Below are 17,502 nucleotides of genomic sequence, written 5' to 3'. Positions count from 1 at the left end.
TCCAGGAGGGTCTGGCGCGCAAGCCTCTGATTTTGCTGCTGGTTCATCGGAGGCCGCATGCAGGATGACGAATTCACGCCGAGGCTCGGCAAAATTGGCTCGCGCGGCTCGAAGGCGGGCAAACGCTACGCTGGCCAGGTCCAGGCCGCGGTCAACCGAGCAGGCGGCAGGAGCGGACGCGGCAGCCGCTTCATCGGAAGCCGGGTGGGGCGCGGCGGGGCTGCTGCCGCCGTTCTTAGAGCACGCGACCGCCACGCGGCGTTTCGGCAGCGGCGCGCAGTCGTCAAGGCACGCATCGTCAAGCTGGCCGGCAAGGGAGTCGACGGAGCTCGTGCGCACCTCCGCTACCTCCAGCGCGACGGCGTCACCCGGGAAGGCGAGCGTGGCGAGCTCTACGCTGCCGACAAAGACCACGCGGACGGCAGGGCCTTTCTCGATCGCGCGAACGGTGACCGTCATCAGTTCCGCTTCATCGTCGCCCCTGAAGACGGTATCGAGTATGATGACCTGAAGCTGCTCACCCGGCGCCTCATGGCGCAAATGGAAGAAGACCTCGGCACCAGGCTAGACTGGGTGGCCGTCGACCATTTCAACACCGGCCATCCTCACACCCACATCATCGTGCGCGGCAGGGACGATCACGGCGAAAACCTCGTCATCGCGCGGGACTACATCTCCTCTGGCCTGCGCGAGCGCGCAGCCGAACTGGTTAGCCTCGACCTTGGCCCGCGCACCGACCGCGAGATCGAGCAGCGCTTGCGCCAGGAGATGGAGCAGGAACGCTTCACCAGCATCGACCGGCAGCTGATGCGCATGCGCGACGAGGGGCATGTCTCACCAGCCAGCCGAGACACCTTTCGCCAGACGCTGCACCAGGGCCGCCTGCGCAAGCTCGAGCGGATGGGCCTCGCCGAGGAGATGCCTTCGGGTCGCTGGCGCCTGGAGGATGATCTCGAAGCCACGCTACGCCGCATCGGCGAGCGCGGCGACATTGTCAAGACCATCCATCGCGAGCTGACCGGCAAGGGGCTCGTCCGCAGTGCCGCCGACTATCTTATCCACGATCGATCCGACGGGTCGGCCCAAACCGTGGTCGGACGTGTCGTCGGGCGCGGGCTGGCCGACGAAATCACTGACCGCCATTACCTCGTCGTCGACGGCGTGGACGGCAAAAGCCACTATTTTGATATCGGCAAAGGCGGGGCCACCCAACCGACACCAGAAGGCTGCATAGTGCGGATCAGGCCGAGGGACACCGGGCCAAGAAAAGTCGACCGCACAATTGCCGGCATCGCCACGGTCAACGACGGGCGCTACAGCATCGATATCCATCTCAAGCATGACCCCTCGGCCACCGAACGCTTTGCCGAAACGCACGTGCGGCGACTGGAGGCGATCCGCCGTGCGACCGGTGGCGTCGAGCGCGAGCCGGACGGCACATGGAAAGTCGCGCCCGACCATCTCAACCGCGTCGCGGATTACGAGCGTCAACGAGCGAGGGCCCAGCCTGTTGTCGTCGACAAGCTCTCATCAATGCCGCTGGAGAGCCAAGTAGGCTTTGACGGCGCCACCTGGACCGACCAGGAGCTGGTATCAGCCCACCATGAGTCCTTGCGCGACTCTGGCTTCGGTCGAGAAGTACGTCAGGTCCAGGCCCGCCGACAGCAGTGGCTGATCGCGCAAGGTCTTGCCCAAGATGCGCAGGATCGGGTCATCTATCGCGCCAACATGCTTTCAATGCTGCGCCAACGAGAGCTGAACCGTGTTGCCAGTCAGCTCTCGGACGAACTCGGGCTCTCGTATTCTGAAGCGCAGCATGGCAATCGAATAGACGGTACGCTGCGCCGCTGCGTCGAGCTCGCCGGCGGAAAATACGCTGTCATCGAGAAATCGCGCGAGTTCACGCTGGTGCCCTGGCGGCCGGTGCTTGAGCATCATATCGGCAAGGAGGTGTCTGGCGTGGTGCGCGCCGAGGGGATTTCCTGGACGATCGGACGGCAGAGGAGCGGGCCTGGCGTTTCGTGAACTGGCTACAATTTATTTGTTCACGTTGAAACAGGTACTCAGCCCAGACGGAGTTCCTCCGCCTGCTGCTTGCTCGCAGCATTCATTTGGCGGAGAGTCAGTGTTCTGCATTTTGTAGTTCGCTCTGTCAAAAAGCGCTGGGAATATGCATCATGTTCTGCGTTGACACGGAAGCCGGGCCGACAGGTGCCGCCCTGTGGTTGCGGATCGGCTCCCGATGGCTGCCAGCTAGAAAGGTGGGCTGACTCGTGATAGCGCAAGGGGCTATGGCGGCCGCGGTACGGCGAAGCGAGCTCTGGCATCGAGGATGAAGCCGCACTTCCCGATCTTATTCTACTCGCAGGACCGGCAGACGCGGCGGCCGCCCCTGCGGGTGCTGTTGGCCCTGGCGTGAACTGGCAGTCCGTCCCGCGGGGACTTTGTAACGGAGAAAAGTCGCTGCGATGGCCCGGGTGACGATGCGGTCAGCGACCATGCCAGACGAGATCGGCAGCTTTCTGCCGCGGCACGGCGCCGGAGCCATCAGGCCGCCGCGACATCGGGTCTGGCGCACCTTCGGATGTTGGCTGGCCGCGGTTTACTTCGAGCAGCGCCGGGTGGGTCATGCGGTGCCGCTACTGGGCACCGAGGCAGCTTTGGGCATGAGACCCGTTCAATCGCGCCGGCCACGTCGGTCATCGCGACATCTGGAGTCGAGGCCAGGTCAGACCGGGAAAAAACCTGCTCGTCGCGCGGGAGCCCCGGGTTGCGCCGTCGATCCTTCCGCCCAACTCAGCGCCGCGCGACCAGCAATAGCCCCTTGCCCCGAAACTGACGCCAAGCCGACGGACCCGCTCTGCGCATACCGATGCCGTCCGCGCCGTCGTCGGCGGAAACCAGCGAGCCGTGGACCTCACACAATCTGAGCCGCTGGTGACGATGTGCATCGCCTACTTCCATCCGCACTCCTATCGACGAACTCGCCCGCTGCCCGCGGTGATGCGAACCCGTGGATGAATATTTCGCCGAAGCCGCAGTGGGGGCTCAGCCTCGACGATTTTTTTGCCTTGCCCCGGCGGGCGGCGCAACCGAGCATCGAGACAAAAAACGGGAAAGGGAGGGCACCAGCCCGTTAGAGCCGTGGCCATGATGATGTGGGGACGATCTCCTGGAAGAAATGTGGAGATCGACGCTCTCCTGACGCGCTCATCGAAGATTTTAGGCCGCGCCGACGTGGCTGCTTGAGCGATAACACTCACTCCGGAGGCCCCAGTGCGGCTCCTTGGCCAAGCTGCTCGGCACGCCGTGAGTGTGCTTTCTTGTTTGGGGAAGGGACTTACGTCTACAACAATCTCGTTTCGATCTACGATGGAGAGTCGGCGAGACAAGTGTTGCTGATGTTCATTGGCTCCGTAGCAACTTCTGCAGTCACAATGCAGCTTATGTTCCTATGCTGGAGAGTTGGCCATTCAACTCGCGTAGCTCGCTTTGTTGCGGTGGAGCTTGGTCAGAGCACACTGCTGCTTTACCTGCTTCAGGGCGCCGTGTTTCGCTTCATGGATCTAATAGGGTTCGGAGAGCTTTGGGATCTCCCGAGCAGAATCGGGTTCGCCACTTTGCTTGGTGCCGCGATCGTTGTCTCCGCTTGACAATTCGCAGGATTGCGCGTGACCACGGATGGTTGTCGCGCGGCTACGCTTAATATGTGACGACGCTTGCGCCTTGTAGGCAATTGTTGCGGCCGCCCACGGCCGACATGAACGTGCTTGGCCGCACGTTTTCTAAGTGAGGCGGAAAGAGGCGCGCGACCCCTCTCCCCAGCAACCCGCCTTGCGGATTCCTCCTCTGCCCGCTTCGCAGACGGGGATACCCTCCGCCCCCTTGCTATTCGTTGCCCGCCGCTATGCAAAGGACGGGCGACCTGAATCCGTGCTCAAGCCGATCTGGCGGCAGAGGGGGGCGGGCTGAACATGGGACCCGTGATTGACATAATTGCCGCGCGAATTCTCATGCTCGCCTAACCGGCCGGAACGATTTGCAATCCGGGCAGGCTCGACAAATCAAGGAGTAGCTCGTTCCGTGTCCAAGCCCAGACAAGTCTTGGTTATCTCACGGGCGCGATACAAAAGGCACAGGCTGGACTTGGCTGCCGGGGGCGGGGCTTGTCGACCGCTCGATTGAAAGTGAGATGCGAGGCGGAGAATCACCCATGTGCAGAGCGGCAAGGCGCTCGCCTACCTCCCTGTCATTCACCGTCAGCCGATGGTTTAGACGAAGATAGTCCGTCCATGTCGGCGTGCGGAATGTCTCGGTCCAAAGCGTCGACTTCTGAAGGTCGCGCTGGAGGGTCCAGTCCCGCGCACCGGCGCGGCTCTGAACGCGCCGCCTTTCGCGCATGCAGCTCAGAAATTCATCGATACTCTCCTCGGGTATCGAGTACTCCACCTTGATCACGATCGGACCGCTCCTGGGTTTCAAAGGGAGGGCCAGTTCTGGTGGCCTGAAGTCGACGGCCGCTTGATCCGATTCCTCCCATAGCCGCACTGGCAATAGCTTTCCCACAGCCGCGACCAGCAACAGTGCCGCTGCAGCACCTTCCAAAGCCCACGTCAGCGAATAGTACTGCGCGACAGCACCCCAGATCCAGCTGCCCGCTGCCATGCCGCCGTAGGTCAGGGCGTAATAGATGGACAGGGTCCGACCAACGACCCACCTGGGGCTTGCCAACTGCACACACACGTCGGTTCCGGTCCAGGTGACAACCCAGCCAGCGCCACCGATTGCAAGCGCGATCGCCGCCACAGCCACCGACGATGTGAGGGCCATCAAAAGGCAACACGTTGCGCAAGCAACGGATGCGAGCGTGATCAATCGGTTCTGGGACGTAATGCGTCTCAAGTAGCTGCTGCCAATGCCGGCTATGAAGGCGCCTGTGCCGAAGCCAGCCAATAGCACCCCGTAAACAATTGGCCCTCCCGCCAGCTGGTCGCGAACCAGGAGGGGGAGCAGAGCAAGGATCGAGATGCTTGACAGCCCGAATAGGGTTGCACGCACAATCGCCACTCTGATCTCTGAGGATATTGCCGTGAATCGCATGCCATCATGAATGGCCGTAGTCATCCGCTCGCGCGGAAGAGGCGAAAAGCGAACTTGCCACTTTGAGCGCAGAACAGCGCTCAACGGGACCAAGTCACTCAGCGCAGCGAGGGCGAAAGCCGTAAGGGGGCCTAGCAAAGCTAAGATTACACCGCCCAGCGCCGGTCCTATGCTCCGAACCACGTTGTAGCCCACCGACATCAGCGTCACTGCGGCGGGTATGTCGCGCTTTTCCAGGATATCGCCTACCGACGCGTGCCATGCTGGATCGTTCAAGGCAAAGCCGCATCCGGCCAAGAAACTCAGTCCCAGGATCAGCCATGGACTAACAAAGCCCAGTCCCACAGCGAGTGCCAGCGCCGTGGATGCCAGTGCGATAAGGCAGTGTCCGGCAAGCATCACGCCGCGGCGGCTGAAGCTGTCTGCAATGGCTCCAGCAAGGATCGACAAGAAGAACGCGGGCAGTGTCGATGCAGCCTGTACGAGCGCAACCATTAGATCGGAGGCTGAAATCGTCGCCATGAGCCAGCTTATAGCCACGCTCTGCACCAGCCAGCCAAGGCTGGATATCTGCGTGGCTGTCCAGATAGAACGAAAGACCGGGTTGTGAAGAGGGATCAGTGTGTTTGCCGCAAAGCGCGGAGGATCTTGACGCCGCATCACTTCTCTCCTCCACTGGGTGTCGTTCGTCCGCTCATTTGCTTACAGCGGTGCGCTCTGTGCACAGACTGCGTCACAACGAAGTTCCGAAATCGCGCTCGCAACAAGGACAATGTGACATCCATGGTGCTGATGCGCCTTGAGGTACCAACCTGGCCGTTAGCTGATGGGTCCCGCAGCCCGCTGGGTGCGGTCAGTTCTGCCCTGCGACTCTTGGCTTTGGACGGTGCTAGCGCCCCGATGGCCGGCTTGTCAAACTGCCGTAGTGCCAGCACATCCATCCCATCTGTTGACCGCGATCTCCGACGAGGTCGAGCAGCAGTAGGTCAACGGCAAATCTGGGTATTTCCGCTATCCGGTCGAGCGCGTGGCCATCGTCCGGAAACCCGAAGACGTTCATCACCCAGGCGACCACCACGCCCGAGACAATGCGACACGGCGGTAGCGGTTCACCAGAGGACGTGCGTTCTACTCAGCAGGAACATTGTTCTGCCGATCGTCGGCTGCGCCAGCCGTCACGTAAAGCGGCGCCAGAGTTCTTGCACCCGTCATTGGACTCCCGCTTTGCAGGTTTCGCCTAGGGCCTGCATCAGGTCATCTATAATGTCCTGAGGATGTTCAAGCCCTACAGAAATTCGCAGCAATCCGCCTGGCGCTTTGGACTTCGCACCTTCAACGGATGCGCGATGCTCTATCAGAGAATGCGTCCCGCCAAGGCTTGTCGCCCGGACAACAATCTTCAGGCGGCCGGCCACGGCCATTGCAGCATCGGCTCCGCCCTCGACGATAAAGGATAGCATCGCTCCGTAATGGCTCATTTGCCGCGTAGCAAGATCGTGTCCCGGATCAGTTTGCAAACCAGGAAAGAGCACTTTTTCGACGCGCGGATGAGACGCCAGGGCCTCGGCCACTTTCTGGGCGCCTTCGCAATGGGCGCGCATGCGGACCGGCAATGTCTGCAGGCCCCGCAACGCCAGCCAACAGTCGAAGGGCGCTGCGACGCTGCCCTTGTGTTTCTGGACCATCCGCAATGGGCGACCGAGGGGTGACGCGTTTGGGACAATGACGACACCGGCCATCAAATCCGAGTGGCCGCCAATGTACTTTGTCGCCGAGTGCATCACCGCGTCTGCCCCGATTTCGAGTGGCAGTTGAAGCACTGGGGTGGCCCACGTATTGTCCACCACCGCCAAGGCGTCTGCCTCGTGCGCGATTGCGCAGATGGCCGCAATGTCGACAACGCGGATCATCGGGTTTGACGGCGTCTCGACCCAGACGAGGCCAGTCCGCTTCGATGTCACCGCGGCGCGCAAAGCGTCCAAATCGCGCATGTCGACGGGGGCAAAGTCGAAGCGAGACCCAATGTCGGTCTCTTCGATCAGCGAACGAATGCCGAAATACATGTCATCCGGCAGAACGATCCGACCCGCCGACGGATGGCTCTCGAAAATTGCAGCGATTGCGGCCATGCCCGAAGCGAAGGCGATGCCGTCTCCCCCTCCCTCAAGCGTCGCCATGGCCGCCTCGAACGCATTGCGTGTCGGATTTCCATCCCTTGTGTATTCGAAGCCGGACGGAAATGACCCGTTGGCGCCTCGTTCGAACGTCGTGCTGGTGTGCAGCGGCATGGATACGGCCCCCGTGGACGCGTCGACACCTCGGCCGCAGTGGATCGCCTTCGTCTCAAAACGCATCGGTTATTCCTTCCTAACGGGCAGTTGCAATTTCGTGCCGGTCATTATACTGACCGCAATACGTGAGCCGAGGACCCAAGTCAATATAATGACCAATGTTACGGAAGCGTTTGATGCCGAGCAAGCGCTTGGGCAAGCGATAGCAGCCCGGATCCGAGACTTGAGGCGTGACCAAAGCCTGACCCTGGATCGCCTGGCTAAACTAAGTGGCCTATCGAAGGGAACCGTGGTCGCGCTGGAGCAGGGTAGGGCGAACCCCAGTATCGGCATACTGTGTCGGCTGGCGGCGGCGTTTTCGCTCTCGGTGGCCGATTTGTTGAACGAGCACCTTTCCACGGTGCGCCTTCCGATCGAGCGGACAGAGACCAGGAGGCTTTGGACGAGCGCCAAGGGAAGCTCTGCGCAACTGCATTCGTCGACCTCGGGACGCACGATGTTCGAACTGTGGAGCTGGGTCATGATGCCGGGCGATGTGTTTTCCGCGGACGCTCATAGTCCGGATACGCGCGAGCTGATCTCGGTCAGTCAGGGTGCCCTGAGCGTTGTGGTAGGTACCCACGTGGAAATTTTAAGCGAAGGCGAGAGTGCGCGGCTTGTCACTGACCAACCTCACTCATATGCGGCGGCATCTGATGTGCCCGCCCACTTCACGATGGCGGTGCTTGAGCGTGGTGGACACCGAAATCCGGGGCACTCGTCGACGGCAGCGAAGATTCAGGGGCACGTTCCGTAAGGCCCCGCCGATTACTAACAACCGCACATTCGCGACAGGAGATAAACCGTTGTACGTTCCGCCTCATTTTGCCGTCCCTGATCAGAACGCCCTGTTTGACCTTATCGAGAGACACCCGCTGGGTATCCTCGTCACCCAAAGCAAAGGCACGCTGGACGCGAACCACCTCCCTTTCGAGCTTGACCGCTCGAAGGGAGACAAGGGCGTTCTCAATTGCCATGTCGCTCGCAAGAACCCAGTCTGGGAGGAAGTCGCCAATGGCGATGAGGTTCTCGTAATCTTCCGTGAGGCCGACGCTTACATCTCGCCGAACTGGTATCCGAGCAAGCATGAATTCCACAAGCAGGTGCCGACCTGGAACTATCTCGTCGTCCATGCCCACGGACGCATCACTGTCCGGGATGATGAGCGGTATGTGCGCCGCAACGTGGCGAAGCTCACTCACATGCAAGAAGCCTCGCAGCCGGTCCCATGGAAGATGGGCGACGCGCCGAAGGACTTCATCGACACGATGGTCAGGGCAATCGTCGCCTTGGAGATCGAGATCACCGGCCTGGTTGGAAAATCAAAACTCAGCCAGAACAAAGAGTTGCGCGACATTCAGAACCCTGGCGAAATGCTGCGTGCCCAAGGGGCCATTGCGATGGGAGAAGCGATGCTCGCGGCTGCGGCGGTCAAATCCCAATAGCATGTGTCTTGTCCCGACAAAGCCGCTGGTGCCGGCTTCCCGACGGGTCACCTAGTCCGCCTTGACGCACGGCAATAGCGTTTGACGGCCTGAAGCGACGCTGTGGTCACCCTTGTGATGCTTTTCCACGCGCCTGGTCAGGCGACAGGATTGCTCCGTCGTGAGGACAGGCGGGAGTTTGCAGGTTGCGGTGGGCGGGTTCGTTTCCGGCGCCTGCGCCCCGTCGTATGTCGCGAGTTGAGGAATGCGATCGAGGGCGATGTGCAGGATGCGCTGCGGGAACGTCGTCGGCTGGCACAGACGGACTTCCGATTTCACCTCGACCACCCGCGCAGCGGTTTTGAATGAGCGCAAACGCACGCGTGTCGAATTGGGCGATTTCCCTTGGGCGCCGAGCTCGACCATGCGCGATGATGCGCTCGACGCAGCTCCAGCTGGCGGCGCCTTCAACGAACTCCTTGAACCTGCAGACCTTGCCCGAAAGCACTTGCTCTTACGGGAGATGATTGGCTTTGTCGCCGAAGCGACTGATGGAGATGTTGGTGGGCGCCGCCGCGTAGGCGACGACCCCGTAATCACAGCGGGAGCTCGCAGGCGGGGTCGACAAACACCCTTGATTGGCCGAGCTTGAGGTGCATCTCTATCAGGCTGATTGCTTATTGGGCTGGTCCAGCGTTTGATCGGACCCATGATCCATCCGACCAGCTTGTGAGGGATGCAACCGAACCAGGCGCTGCTCCCACAGTCTTCGCAGGCCCTCCATTAGAGCTGCATGCCTGGCCTGATCCGGCTCAATCATATTGAGGTGATCTCGCAACACGGCTTCGCCCTCGATCCGCATCAGTAGATTAAACAAGTCGTTTGAAATTCGCACACTGTCAATGCTGGAGTGGTTCGGAATAATCTCGCAGACAGTCTCCTGATGATCTCGCGCTGTGTAAGCACGGGTTTGATGGAGGGAGACTGAGGGAGGCAATGAAATCGCAAGCGCAGTCCAATCCTGCAGCGTTGCAGCCCGTTTTTTTACCAGGAAGGGCCCGACCACAAGTCCATCCAGCTCTGTCGTCAAAAATGTGGCAATCGCGTCTGCAACCGTATCCACGATCGGTTCAGCATTGTTGTTAAAGGACGTATTGAGCAGAATTGGAGTGCCTGTCCGCTTCTTGAAGGCATTGATGACCTCCCAGTAAGCTGGGTTGGCATCGCGCGATACTGTTTGCAGCCGAGCCGTACCGTCGACGTGCGTAATGGCACCCAACAAGGCGCGCTTTGAGTCACGCACGCGAACGACGAAATTCATGAATGGAAATTCGTGCTTACCGTCCGGGAGGTCGAAAAATTCGCTCGCATCCTCTTCCAGCACAGATGGTGCGAAAGGCCTATAGCCTTCGCGCTTCTTGACCATGGCATTGATCCGGTCCTTGTTTGCAGCGGGCCGAGGGTCGGCAAGAATGCTGCGGTTGCCCAGCGCACGTGGCCCAAACTCCGAACGACCCTGCACCCAGCCGATCACGGCGCCGTTGGTGATCCAGTGGGCTGCACTGCTCGCTACGTCATAAGAGCGTTCAACCTCGAGATGTCCGGACCATGCATTCAGTTCCTGTTCCACGGCGCGGTCGCTCCCGAGATCAGGACCCCAATAGACCTCCTGCAGTCGCTCACGCGGCGCGGGGCGGCCCATCTCGTTAGAGACTATCAGCGCAGCTCCCAATGCGCAGCCAGCGTCGTGAGACGCGGGTTGCACGAAGATGTCTTCGAAAAGCCCTGAATACAGCAGCTTGCCGTTCATCGTGCAGTTGTGGGCTACCCCTCCCGCCAGACACAACCGCTTCATGCCGGTGGCCTCACGGTGGTGCCGGAGAATGTGGAACACGATCCGCTCAAGCGCTTCCTGCAGTGACGCACTCACATCTCGATGCTGCTGGGTGAAAGGCATTCCCTTTCGCCTGATCTCGATGTTGCGGAGCAACGCCGGACCGATGCGGTCGAGGTGAACACGGTAGCCACCGTTGGCGGAGAGCTCGTACAACTGCTCGAAGAGCTCGCGATAGGGAGCGGGGTCGCCATAGGGCGCGAGTCCCATTACCTTATACTCGTCGAACATGCCGTAGCCGAGACAGCGGATCGTCTCGAGATAAAACAGCCCAAGAGAATTGTCCTCCGGGAAAGCCTCGATTTGCGTAATTTCTGTGCCAGACCCTACCGCCACAAGGCCCGACAGGAAATCACCACAGCCATCAATCGCTAGAATGAGACTTTGTTCGAAGCCCGACATTGCAAAGGCGCTCACGGCGTGCGCCTGATGATGACCTACGAATGAAATACGCGAACTGTCCAACTTAGTGCCGAACTCACGCGCTAACAGGTTCTGCACCAACATTTTAGCATCCAACGGAGTGGAGAGAATGTCCGGTTGGGAAGCGGACATACCTTCAAGCATGGCGTTGGCATAGGGCTCGCTGGCGTAGACCGCGACACGATCAATGTCGCTGAGCTGAACCCCGGCCGTCGAGAGACAGTATTGAATCGAACCACTTGGCAGCTTGTTCGAGTGCTTGATTCGATTGAGGCGTTCCTCTTCTACGGCGGCTATCACCTTTCCGTCTCGGACGAGCACCGCGGCGCCATCGTGCATAAAGGCGTTCGGACGCTCGAATCGGTTTTCATGGACTTGGTCAAGTCCGCCGCTGATTCCTAGGCACAGCATTTCTTTCTCCAAATAGTAACGGGAAGCCAAATTGGCTTACCTCGACTGTTTCCAATTAAATAGGCGTGTTGTCGCCTGCAGCTGCGACCGCCCGTCAGGCATCAGCGGCATCGAAGAAAGCCTCATAAACGATCAATGAGATGCTTCGACTGTGACGCCTACAGTGCCATCACGCCGAGAGCTTGGCTGGATCATCCAATCCTGAGCGGCTGCTGACATGTATCCGGCGATGTCGTTTTCATCGGCAGAACCAACTTGCGATGCCGCCTGTTCTTGGGAAGGGCGGCCGTCGACGAATAACAGTACCGCCCCCGTGAACTGGCCCGATTTCATTCTCCGAAGCGACCATGGTCGCACCGCCCGACATTGTCGGCCAGTTGCAACTCACTTTCTCGGCACGACCTCCACTGCACGTCAGGGCGCATCGAAGATTTTCTCCTTTGGATTATACCTAAGGCAGCTTTCGTCACGCGTTAGAGCAGCGTGTGATTGGTGCGTGAGGCTCTTTTTTGTCCATGCACGATTCCGGAAGAGTGATGAAATCGATTGTTTTGATCAAAGTCATCCACGCTATGAATAACAGCCGCAGCACATGCGTTTTCAAAGCGCTTCAGGCTTCCCGGATGGCTACTCCGATGTGAAGCGCATGGCATTCCAAGCGCTCTGTCAACCAAACGATGAGTATCGGCGTCGACCCTCATTGCCTTCGTCTTCGCGACTCCGTGACAGCGGCTGGCATTGTGTTTGTAGGGCATCGGGCGAAGATCATGTCGATCGGCCATCTCGCCTGCCTATTGACAAACCCTTGAACAATGATCCACGCACCAGCGCGATTGTGATCACGAGCGCCTCTGAGCTCTGGAGGTTCGGTTTTCTGGGGGTTCCTGGGTCTCCGAAGCGATGGAGGTAGCTAGCCTTCCTGGTGCTATACGGTTGTGCTCTTCATGGAGTGGACGCATTTGCGTCTCGAAAGCGGTTCTTCAGTGGAACCGGCGCCAAGGCCCGTCTGTGGTCGTTCAGAACACGGGGTGCCGTCTCCAAACCGGATATTGGAGCGGGCAGCCGCCGGAATTTGACCCATGGAAATGAGCGCCTGTCAGGAGGCGTTCGAAAACGGCGCGATCTTCATCGCGGCTGTTTCATGGTGTCATTCCTGACATGTTCTTTATAATCGGCAGCTTGCGGATAGTCTTGCCCGTCGCCGCCCGTAGCGCATTGGCGACGGCCGGGCCGATCGGCGGCACACCTGGCTCACCAACTCCCGTGGGCGGCTCCTCGGACGGCAAAATGTGCACCTCGACTCGCGGCATCTGCTCGATCCTGAGCGGTGTATAGGTATCGTAGTTCTCTTGGTCTACGACACCGCCCTTCAGGGTCAGCTCCTCCTGGAGGATCGCACCTAGCCCGAATCCGATACCGCCCTCCATCTGAGCGCGAATCTGGTCAGGATTTATCGCGGTGCCGCAATCTACCGCGCAGACGACGCGGTCGACCTTGAAACCATTTTCATCGTTGAGGGTGATCTCCACCACATCGGCGACATAGGTCGAGAGGCTTTCATGCAGGGCCACGCCGCGGAAACGGCCTTCCGGCAGAGGCTTGTCCCAGCTTGCCTTCTCAGCAGCCACTTTAAGCACGGCGGCATGCCGTGGATGGTGACCGAGCATTGACAAGCGGAAGTCGACCGGATCACGGTTCGCAGCGGCGGCGAGCTCATCGATCAGGGTTTCCACCGCGTAAGCGGTGTGGGTGGAGCCTACCGAACGCCACCACAGCACCGGGATGTTCACGTCCGTGGTGGTCAGCTCGACCTTCAGGTTCGGGATCGCATAGGGCAGGTTGGTGGCGCCCTCTACGGAGGTTGGATCGATGCCGTTCTTGATCATCGCCGCAGAGGTCGAACCGCCCAAGACCGATTGACCCACGATGTGGTCATGGAGAGCGACGACATTGCCTTTCTTGTCGAGCCCCGCCTTGACTGCGTGCACATAGGCCGGCCGGTACCGCCCACCCCGCATGTCATTCTCGCGGGTCCACTGCACCTTCACTGGCTTGCCGCGTCCCAGTGCACGCGCTGTGGAAACAGCTTCGATAATGACATCTGCATCCAAGACCGCGCGGCGGCCGAAACTGCCGCCGGTCTTCATCACGTGCAGCCTCACCTTGTCCGGCGTGGTGCCGCCTACCTGAGCGGCAGCCGCCTGATAAAGGTCGGGCATCTGGTGTCCGCCCCAGACATCGATGGTGCCGTCTTCGTTGATTCGGGCGGCCGCGTTGAGTGGCTCGATCGAAGCATGGACAAGATAGGGGAATTCGTAGTGCCCCTCGATGATTTTCTCAGCACTGGCGAACGCTGCGGGAGTGTTACCGTCGTCGCGCGCGGTGGCCGCGCCCAGATCGTCTGCTGCCTTGTTGTATTCGGCCATGATCTCGGCCGTGCCGCGCTCTTCGGCCTTCTCCTCGTTCCAGGTCACCTCCACGACGTCGCGGCCCTTCAGCGCCGTCCAGGTGTCCCTGCCAACCACGGCAAGGCCTCGCGGCGTCTGGACGACATCGACAATGCCGTCGAGTGCCTTGGCCTTGGTTGCGTCGAAGCTCTCGATCTCGGCGCCGAACTTCGGCGGATGGATCATAACGGCCGTCTGGAGTCCCTCCATCATGAGGTCGATCGTGTAGGTCTGCGCGCCGTTGGTCTTGCCGGCGGAATCGTAGCGCTTGAGGCTGTCCGATCCGATCTGGGCCCACTTGTCGCGCGGCTTTAGCGGCACGTCGTCGGGAACCGGCATTCCCGCTGCGGCTTCAGCCAGGTCACCGTAGCGCGCCTGCATCCCTGAGGCGTGCGACACGACCCCGGAAGCGACTTTGATCTCGCCGGCTGGCACGTCCCACCGCTGCGCCGCGGCCGCCACCAGCAAGGCCCGTGCGGCAGCACCCGCCTTGCGGTAGCGTTCCCACGACGAGCCCATCGACGTGGAGCCACCAGTTGCCTGTGCGGCCCCGCCCCAGGCGAGATTGCCGTAGAACGCGGTATTGCCATATCCGCCGACCACGTCCACCTGCGCCCAGTCGCCGTCGAGCTCTTCCATAACCAGGGTGGCGATGCCGAAATAGGAGCCTTGTCCCATCTCGAACTGCGAGGAGTGGATGATGATTCGGTTCTCCTTTGTGATCTCGACATAGGTCTGGAAGGGGTTCGCCGGAACCTTTGCAGGGGTCGTTTGTGCGATGTCGGGCGCGGCCAGCACTGGCCGGTAGCCCACTGCGAGGCCGCCGGTGGTAACGCCCGCGCCGACGAGGAACCAGCGGCGCGTGGGCCGCACGGCAGTATGCTTCGAGAGAAACTGCGACATGCCTCAAGTCTCCAGCCGGTTGGCGGTCTCGTGGATGGCCGCGCGGATGCGATGATAGGTGGCGCACCGGCAGAGGTTGCCGCTCATCGCCGAATCAATATCATCGTCCGTCGGCTTAGGCGTTTCTGTAAGGAGGGCCACGGCCGACATGATCTGGCCAGACTGGCAATAGCCGCATTGAGGTACGTCGAACTCGGCCCACACGGCCTGGACCGTTTCGCCTATCTTGCCCGACACACCCTCAATGGTGGTGATCGAGGCTCCTTCGATGTCGCCGACTGCGGTCTGGCACGAGCGCGTCGGCATGCCGTTAACGTGAACCGTGCAAGCGCCGCACTGGGCAAGCCCGCAACCGAATTTCGTTCCCGTGAGTCCGATGACGTCACGGACCGCCCAGAGCAGCGGCATCTCTGGATCGACGTCGAGTGTTCGCGCCTCGCCATTGAGGGTAAAAGCGACCATTGCTTGCTCTCCTTGTCCTGAGCTGGCTATCTCGTTGAGCCTCCGCCCGCCTGGCAACCGAGCTCTTGTTGCTGAGGCCTAGCGACCACACCGTAGGAACGCGCAGCTCAAGCAACAAGCCGCTAGGTTGGCGAGTTACGAGATCGTGAAGTGGGTCGTGTCGAAAGGCTGGAGGCAACTGAATGTCATTTTTTGGGCGGACAGGCCGCTTTAGGCTGGGTTACACGAGACTGGACATTCGGGTCGTCGCGAACATCGACCGCTGGTCGGCCGCGTCCGGCAGGGCCCTGATTGGCTACACGAAATGAAATGGGACTACTATCGACGGGGGCCTACCTCGACCCGCAACCTCCACGACTGGACCCTCAGGTTTCCGGCTATCGTCCCGGGCGGTGGCCGAGCTCGGCGCCTCGGACGCGATAATAGACGGTGAGGCGTTCGTCGTTGACCAGAAGGCTTGTCGCGCATTCCAAGTCTTCAGAGGGCTCTTGGCCGCGGCGGGAGACGTCAGGACCATGCTTGCCGGCTTCGACCTGCTCAAGATCGACGGCGAGGGTCTTCGCGATCGGCCACTCGTCGATCGGCGCAAAGCGCTAGTTAACCTGCTGAGACGCCGCGAAACGGCATCGTTCTGAGCGACGAGATCAGCGGCGGCAGCGACATTCTCGCGCAAGTCTCCCAGTTCGGCCTCGAGGGCATCGTCTCCAAGCTGCGTGTCAGTCCATATCGATCCGGCCGGCGCCAAGAATGGGTGAGACAAAATGCGTGCTGAGTGATGAGTTCATCGTCATCGGCTGCGAACCCGGCAACAGTTACGGCGGTCGGGAAGCGTGCTCTGGCGAATGTCGAGGACGGAAATCTGGTGTTCGCCGGCGGCATTGGCACCGGCTTCAATGCGCGCACCGGGCCGGAAGTAAAGCGCCGGCTCGATGCCATTCCAATGGATAAACCACCGATTCCTAGTTTGAAGGCGAACGGTGCGGCATGGGCGGAGTGCCCTGCGCAGTCTGTACCTCCGCAGTCGATTGTCGAGTTCGAAGGGGGTGTGATTGGCGTCGAGACCGCTCCAGCCATGGCTATCAGCACGCCGAGTGCGTTGTTTTCGATCAGTTCTCGAAATGAGCGGGTAAATACCTTTCACTTGCCGAACGGGGTTTGCTGTTCACCGGCTGGCATCCGATGGCAAACCTTTCAACGCGGCGGCGATCTGGCGCTTCGCTGCTGGGGGCAGAGGCAGGATGGGACGCGGGGGTTCGGCACTGCAAATGTCGAGCAATTCAGCGAGTGCATAGACGACGCGAAGGCTCGAGAACTCCTTGAAGACGCTCCAGATCGGGACCAGCGCGGCATTGATCCGTCGCGCTTCGGCCGCATCGCCCCGTTGCGCCGCTGTGACGATCGTCATGCAGACCTCGGGCAGGATGCCCGCGAGGACGCTGTACCATGTGTCGGCGCCGGCGATCATGGCCTCGGCGGCGTTCCAGTCGCCGCTGTAGCCAATCGAGAACCCTTCCGGCAGTGTGCGCCTCTGGGCGGTCAGGTGGTTCTTGATCGCATCGCTTTTGTCTGTCGGATTCTTGATGGCGACAATCCCAGCCACCTTTGCCAGGCGGCTGACAAGGGGTGGACTGAAATGGAAATGCGTCGTTCCTGGATTGTCGTAGACGACGATCGGCAGGCCACTTTCGCGCGCCACAGTGGAGAAATGATCGAACACCTCGTCATCAGTAAGCGGGGTGTAGGAGGCGGCGGCAAGCAAACCCGCAGCTGCTCCAAGGGCCTTGGCGTCTTGCGCGAGCCCCACGGCTTCATCGGTGCGCAGCGCGCCCACACCCACCACGACCGGCATTTGCCCCGCCGTTTGGTCCAAGGTCTCGGAGAGCGCCCGCCGCCGTTGCTCGCGCGACAGATAGATGTATGTGCCGGTGCTGCCGAGAAGACCGATGGAATCGACCTGAGCAATGCCAAGCCGAGCAATCAGCCTGCGCAAGGCAACGCTATCGACGCGGCCGTCACGATTGGTCGGGGTGATGGGGAACGCGGAAAGACCGCTCAGGAATGCCATGGCAAGGCTCCAGATCTATGTGTGAGCGCAGAGATGGCCGCAC

11 protein-coding genes and 1 pseudogene are annotated in these 17,502 nt (G+C 60.6%); 5 read left to right on the top strand and 7 right to left on the bottom strand.

From position 1 onward, the window contains the following. Positions 1-57 precede the first annotated feature (57 nt). Complete coding sequence (rlxS, locus tag NKI10_RS24165; RefSeq protein ID WP_352862141.1) at positions 58-2,025, top strand: relaxase/mobilization nuclease RlxS; 1,968 nt, start codon at positions 58-60, stop codon at positions 2,023-2,025. 1,288 nt (positions 2,026-3,313) lie between these two features. Beyond that, positions 3,314-3,706, top strand: a pseudogene (locus NKI10_RS24155) (nodulation factor fucose acetyltransferase NolL); the annotation flags it as partial. A 407-nt stretch (positions 3,707-4,113) separates the two neighbouring features. Here the strand turns inward: NKI10_RS24155 and NKI10_RS24150 are convergent. After that, the gene (locus tag NKI10_RS24150; protein WP_023704122.1) at positions 4,114-5,760 is read right to left on the bottom strand and encodes an MFS transporter; all 1,647 of its coding nucleotides are present in this window, start codon (positions 5,758-5,760) and stop codon (positions 4,114-4,116) included. 548 nt (positions 5,761-6,308) lie between these two features. Continuing rightward, a complete protein-coding gene (locus tag NKI10_RS24145; protein WP_352499323.1) occupies positions 6,309-7,388 on the bottom strand; it encodes a trans-sulfuration enzyme family protein in 1,080 nt (359 codons plus the stop codon). A gap of 13 nt (positions 7,389-7,401) precedes the next feature. Here NKI10_RS24145 and NKI10_RS24140 point away from each other — a divergent pair, with 13 nt between their 5' ends. Continuing rightward, entirely contained in the window at positions 7,402-8,187 is a 786-nt protein-coding gene (locus NKI10_RS24140; RefSeq protein ID WP_245260669.1) for a helix-turn-helix domain-containing protein, read from the top strand. A gap of 49 nt (positions 8,188-8,236) precedes the next feature. Continuing rightward, positions 8,237-8,875, top strand: coding sequence for an FMN-binding negative transcriptional regulator (locus tag NKI10_RS24135; protein ID WP_023672382.1), 639 nt, complete (start codon positions 8,237-8,239; stop codon positions 8,873-8,875). Between the two features lie 51 nt (positions 8,876-8,926). On the opposite strand, the gene NKI10_RS24130 is transcribed toward NKI10_RS24135, so the two are convergent. The 4 genes from NKI10_RS24130 to NKI10_RS24115 form a co-directional block, all read right to left on the bottom strand. Next, a complete protein-coding gene (locus NKI10_RS24130) occupies positions 8,927-9,280 on the bottom strand; it encodes a hypothetical protein (protein WP_023806673.1) in 354 nt (117 codons plus the stop codon). Between the two features lie 238 nt (positions 9,281-9,518). Then, positions 9,519-11,582 carry a carbamoyltransferase family protein gene (locus tag NKI10_RS24125; RefSeq protein ID WP_023708043.1) on the bottom strand — a complete coding sequence of 688 codons (2,064 nt, stop codon included), beginning with the start codon at positions 11,580-11,582 and terminating at the stop codon, positions 9,519-9,521. 1,139 nt (positions 11,583-12,721) lie between these two features. Beyond that, positions 12,722-14,932 (bottom strand): xanthine dehydrogenase family protein molybdopterin-binding subunit, encoded by a 2,211-nt coding sequence (locus tag NKI10_RS24120; protein ID WP_023806675.1) that lies wholly within the window; start codon positions 14,930-14,932, stop codon positions 12,722-12,724. Positions 14,933-14,935: 3 nt separating this feature from the next. Next, complete coding sequence (locus NKI10_RS24115; protein WP_023689394.1) at positions 14,936-15,394, bottom strand: (2Fe-2S)-binding protein; 459 nt, start codon at positions 15,392-15,394, stop codon at positions 14,936-14,938. Positions 15,395-15,786: 392 nt separating this feature from the next. Here NKI10_RS24115 and NKI10_RS24110 point away from each other — a divergent pair, with 392 nt between their 5' ends. Further along, positions 15,787-16,029, top strand: coding sequence for an ATP-dependent DNA ligase (locus NKI10_RS24110; protein WP_023806676.1), 243 nt, complete (start codon positions 15,787-15,789; stop codon positions 16,027-16,029). A 527-nt stretch (positions 16,030-16,556) separates the two neighbouring features. Here the strand turns inward: NKI10_RS24110 and NKI10_RS24105 are convergent. Further along, positions 16,557-17,459, bottom strand: a complete 903-nt coding sequence (locus NKI10_RS24105) for a dihydrodipicolinate synthase family protein (protein WP_023806677.1) — start codon at positions 17,457-17,459, stop codon at positions 16,557-16,559. Positions 17,460-17,502: the final 43 nt, after the last annotated feature.

Source organism: Mesorhizobium sp. M0802 (genome assembly GCF_040320115.1).
Taxonomy (GTDB): Bacteria; Pseudomonadota; Alphaproteobacteria; order Rhizobiales; family Rhizobiaceae; genus Mesorhizobium.
This window is presented reverse-complemented; position numbering and strand designations above follow the sequence as displayed.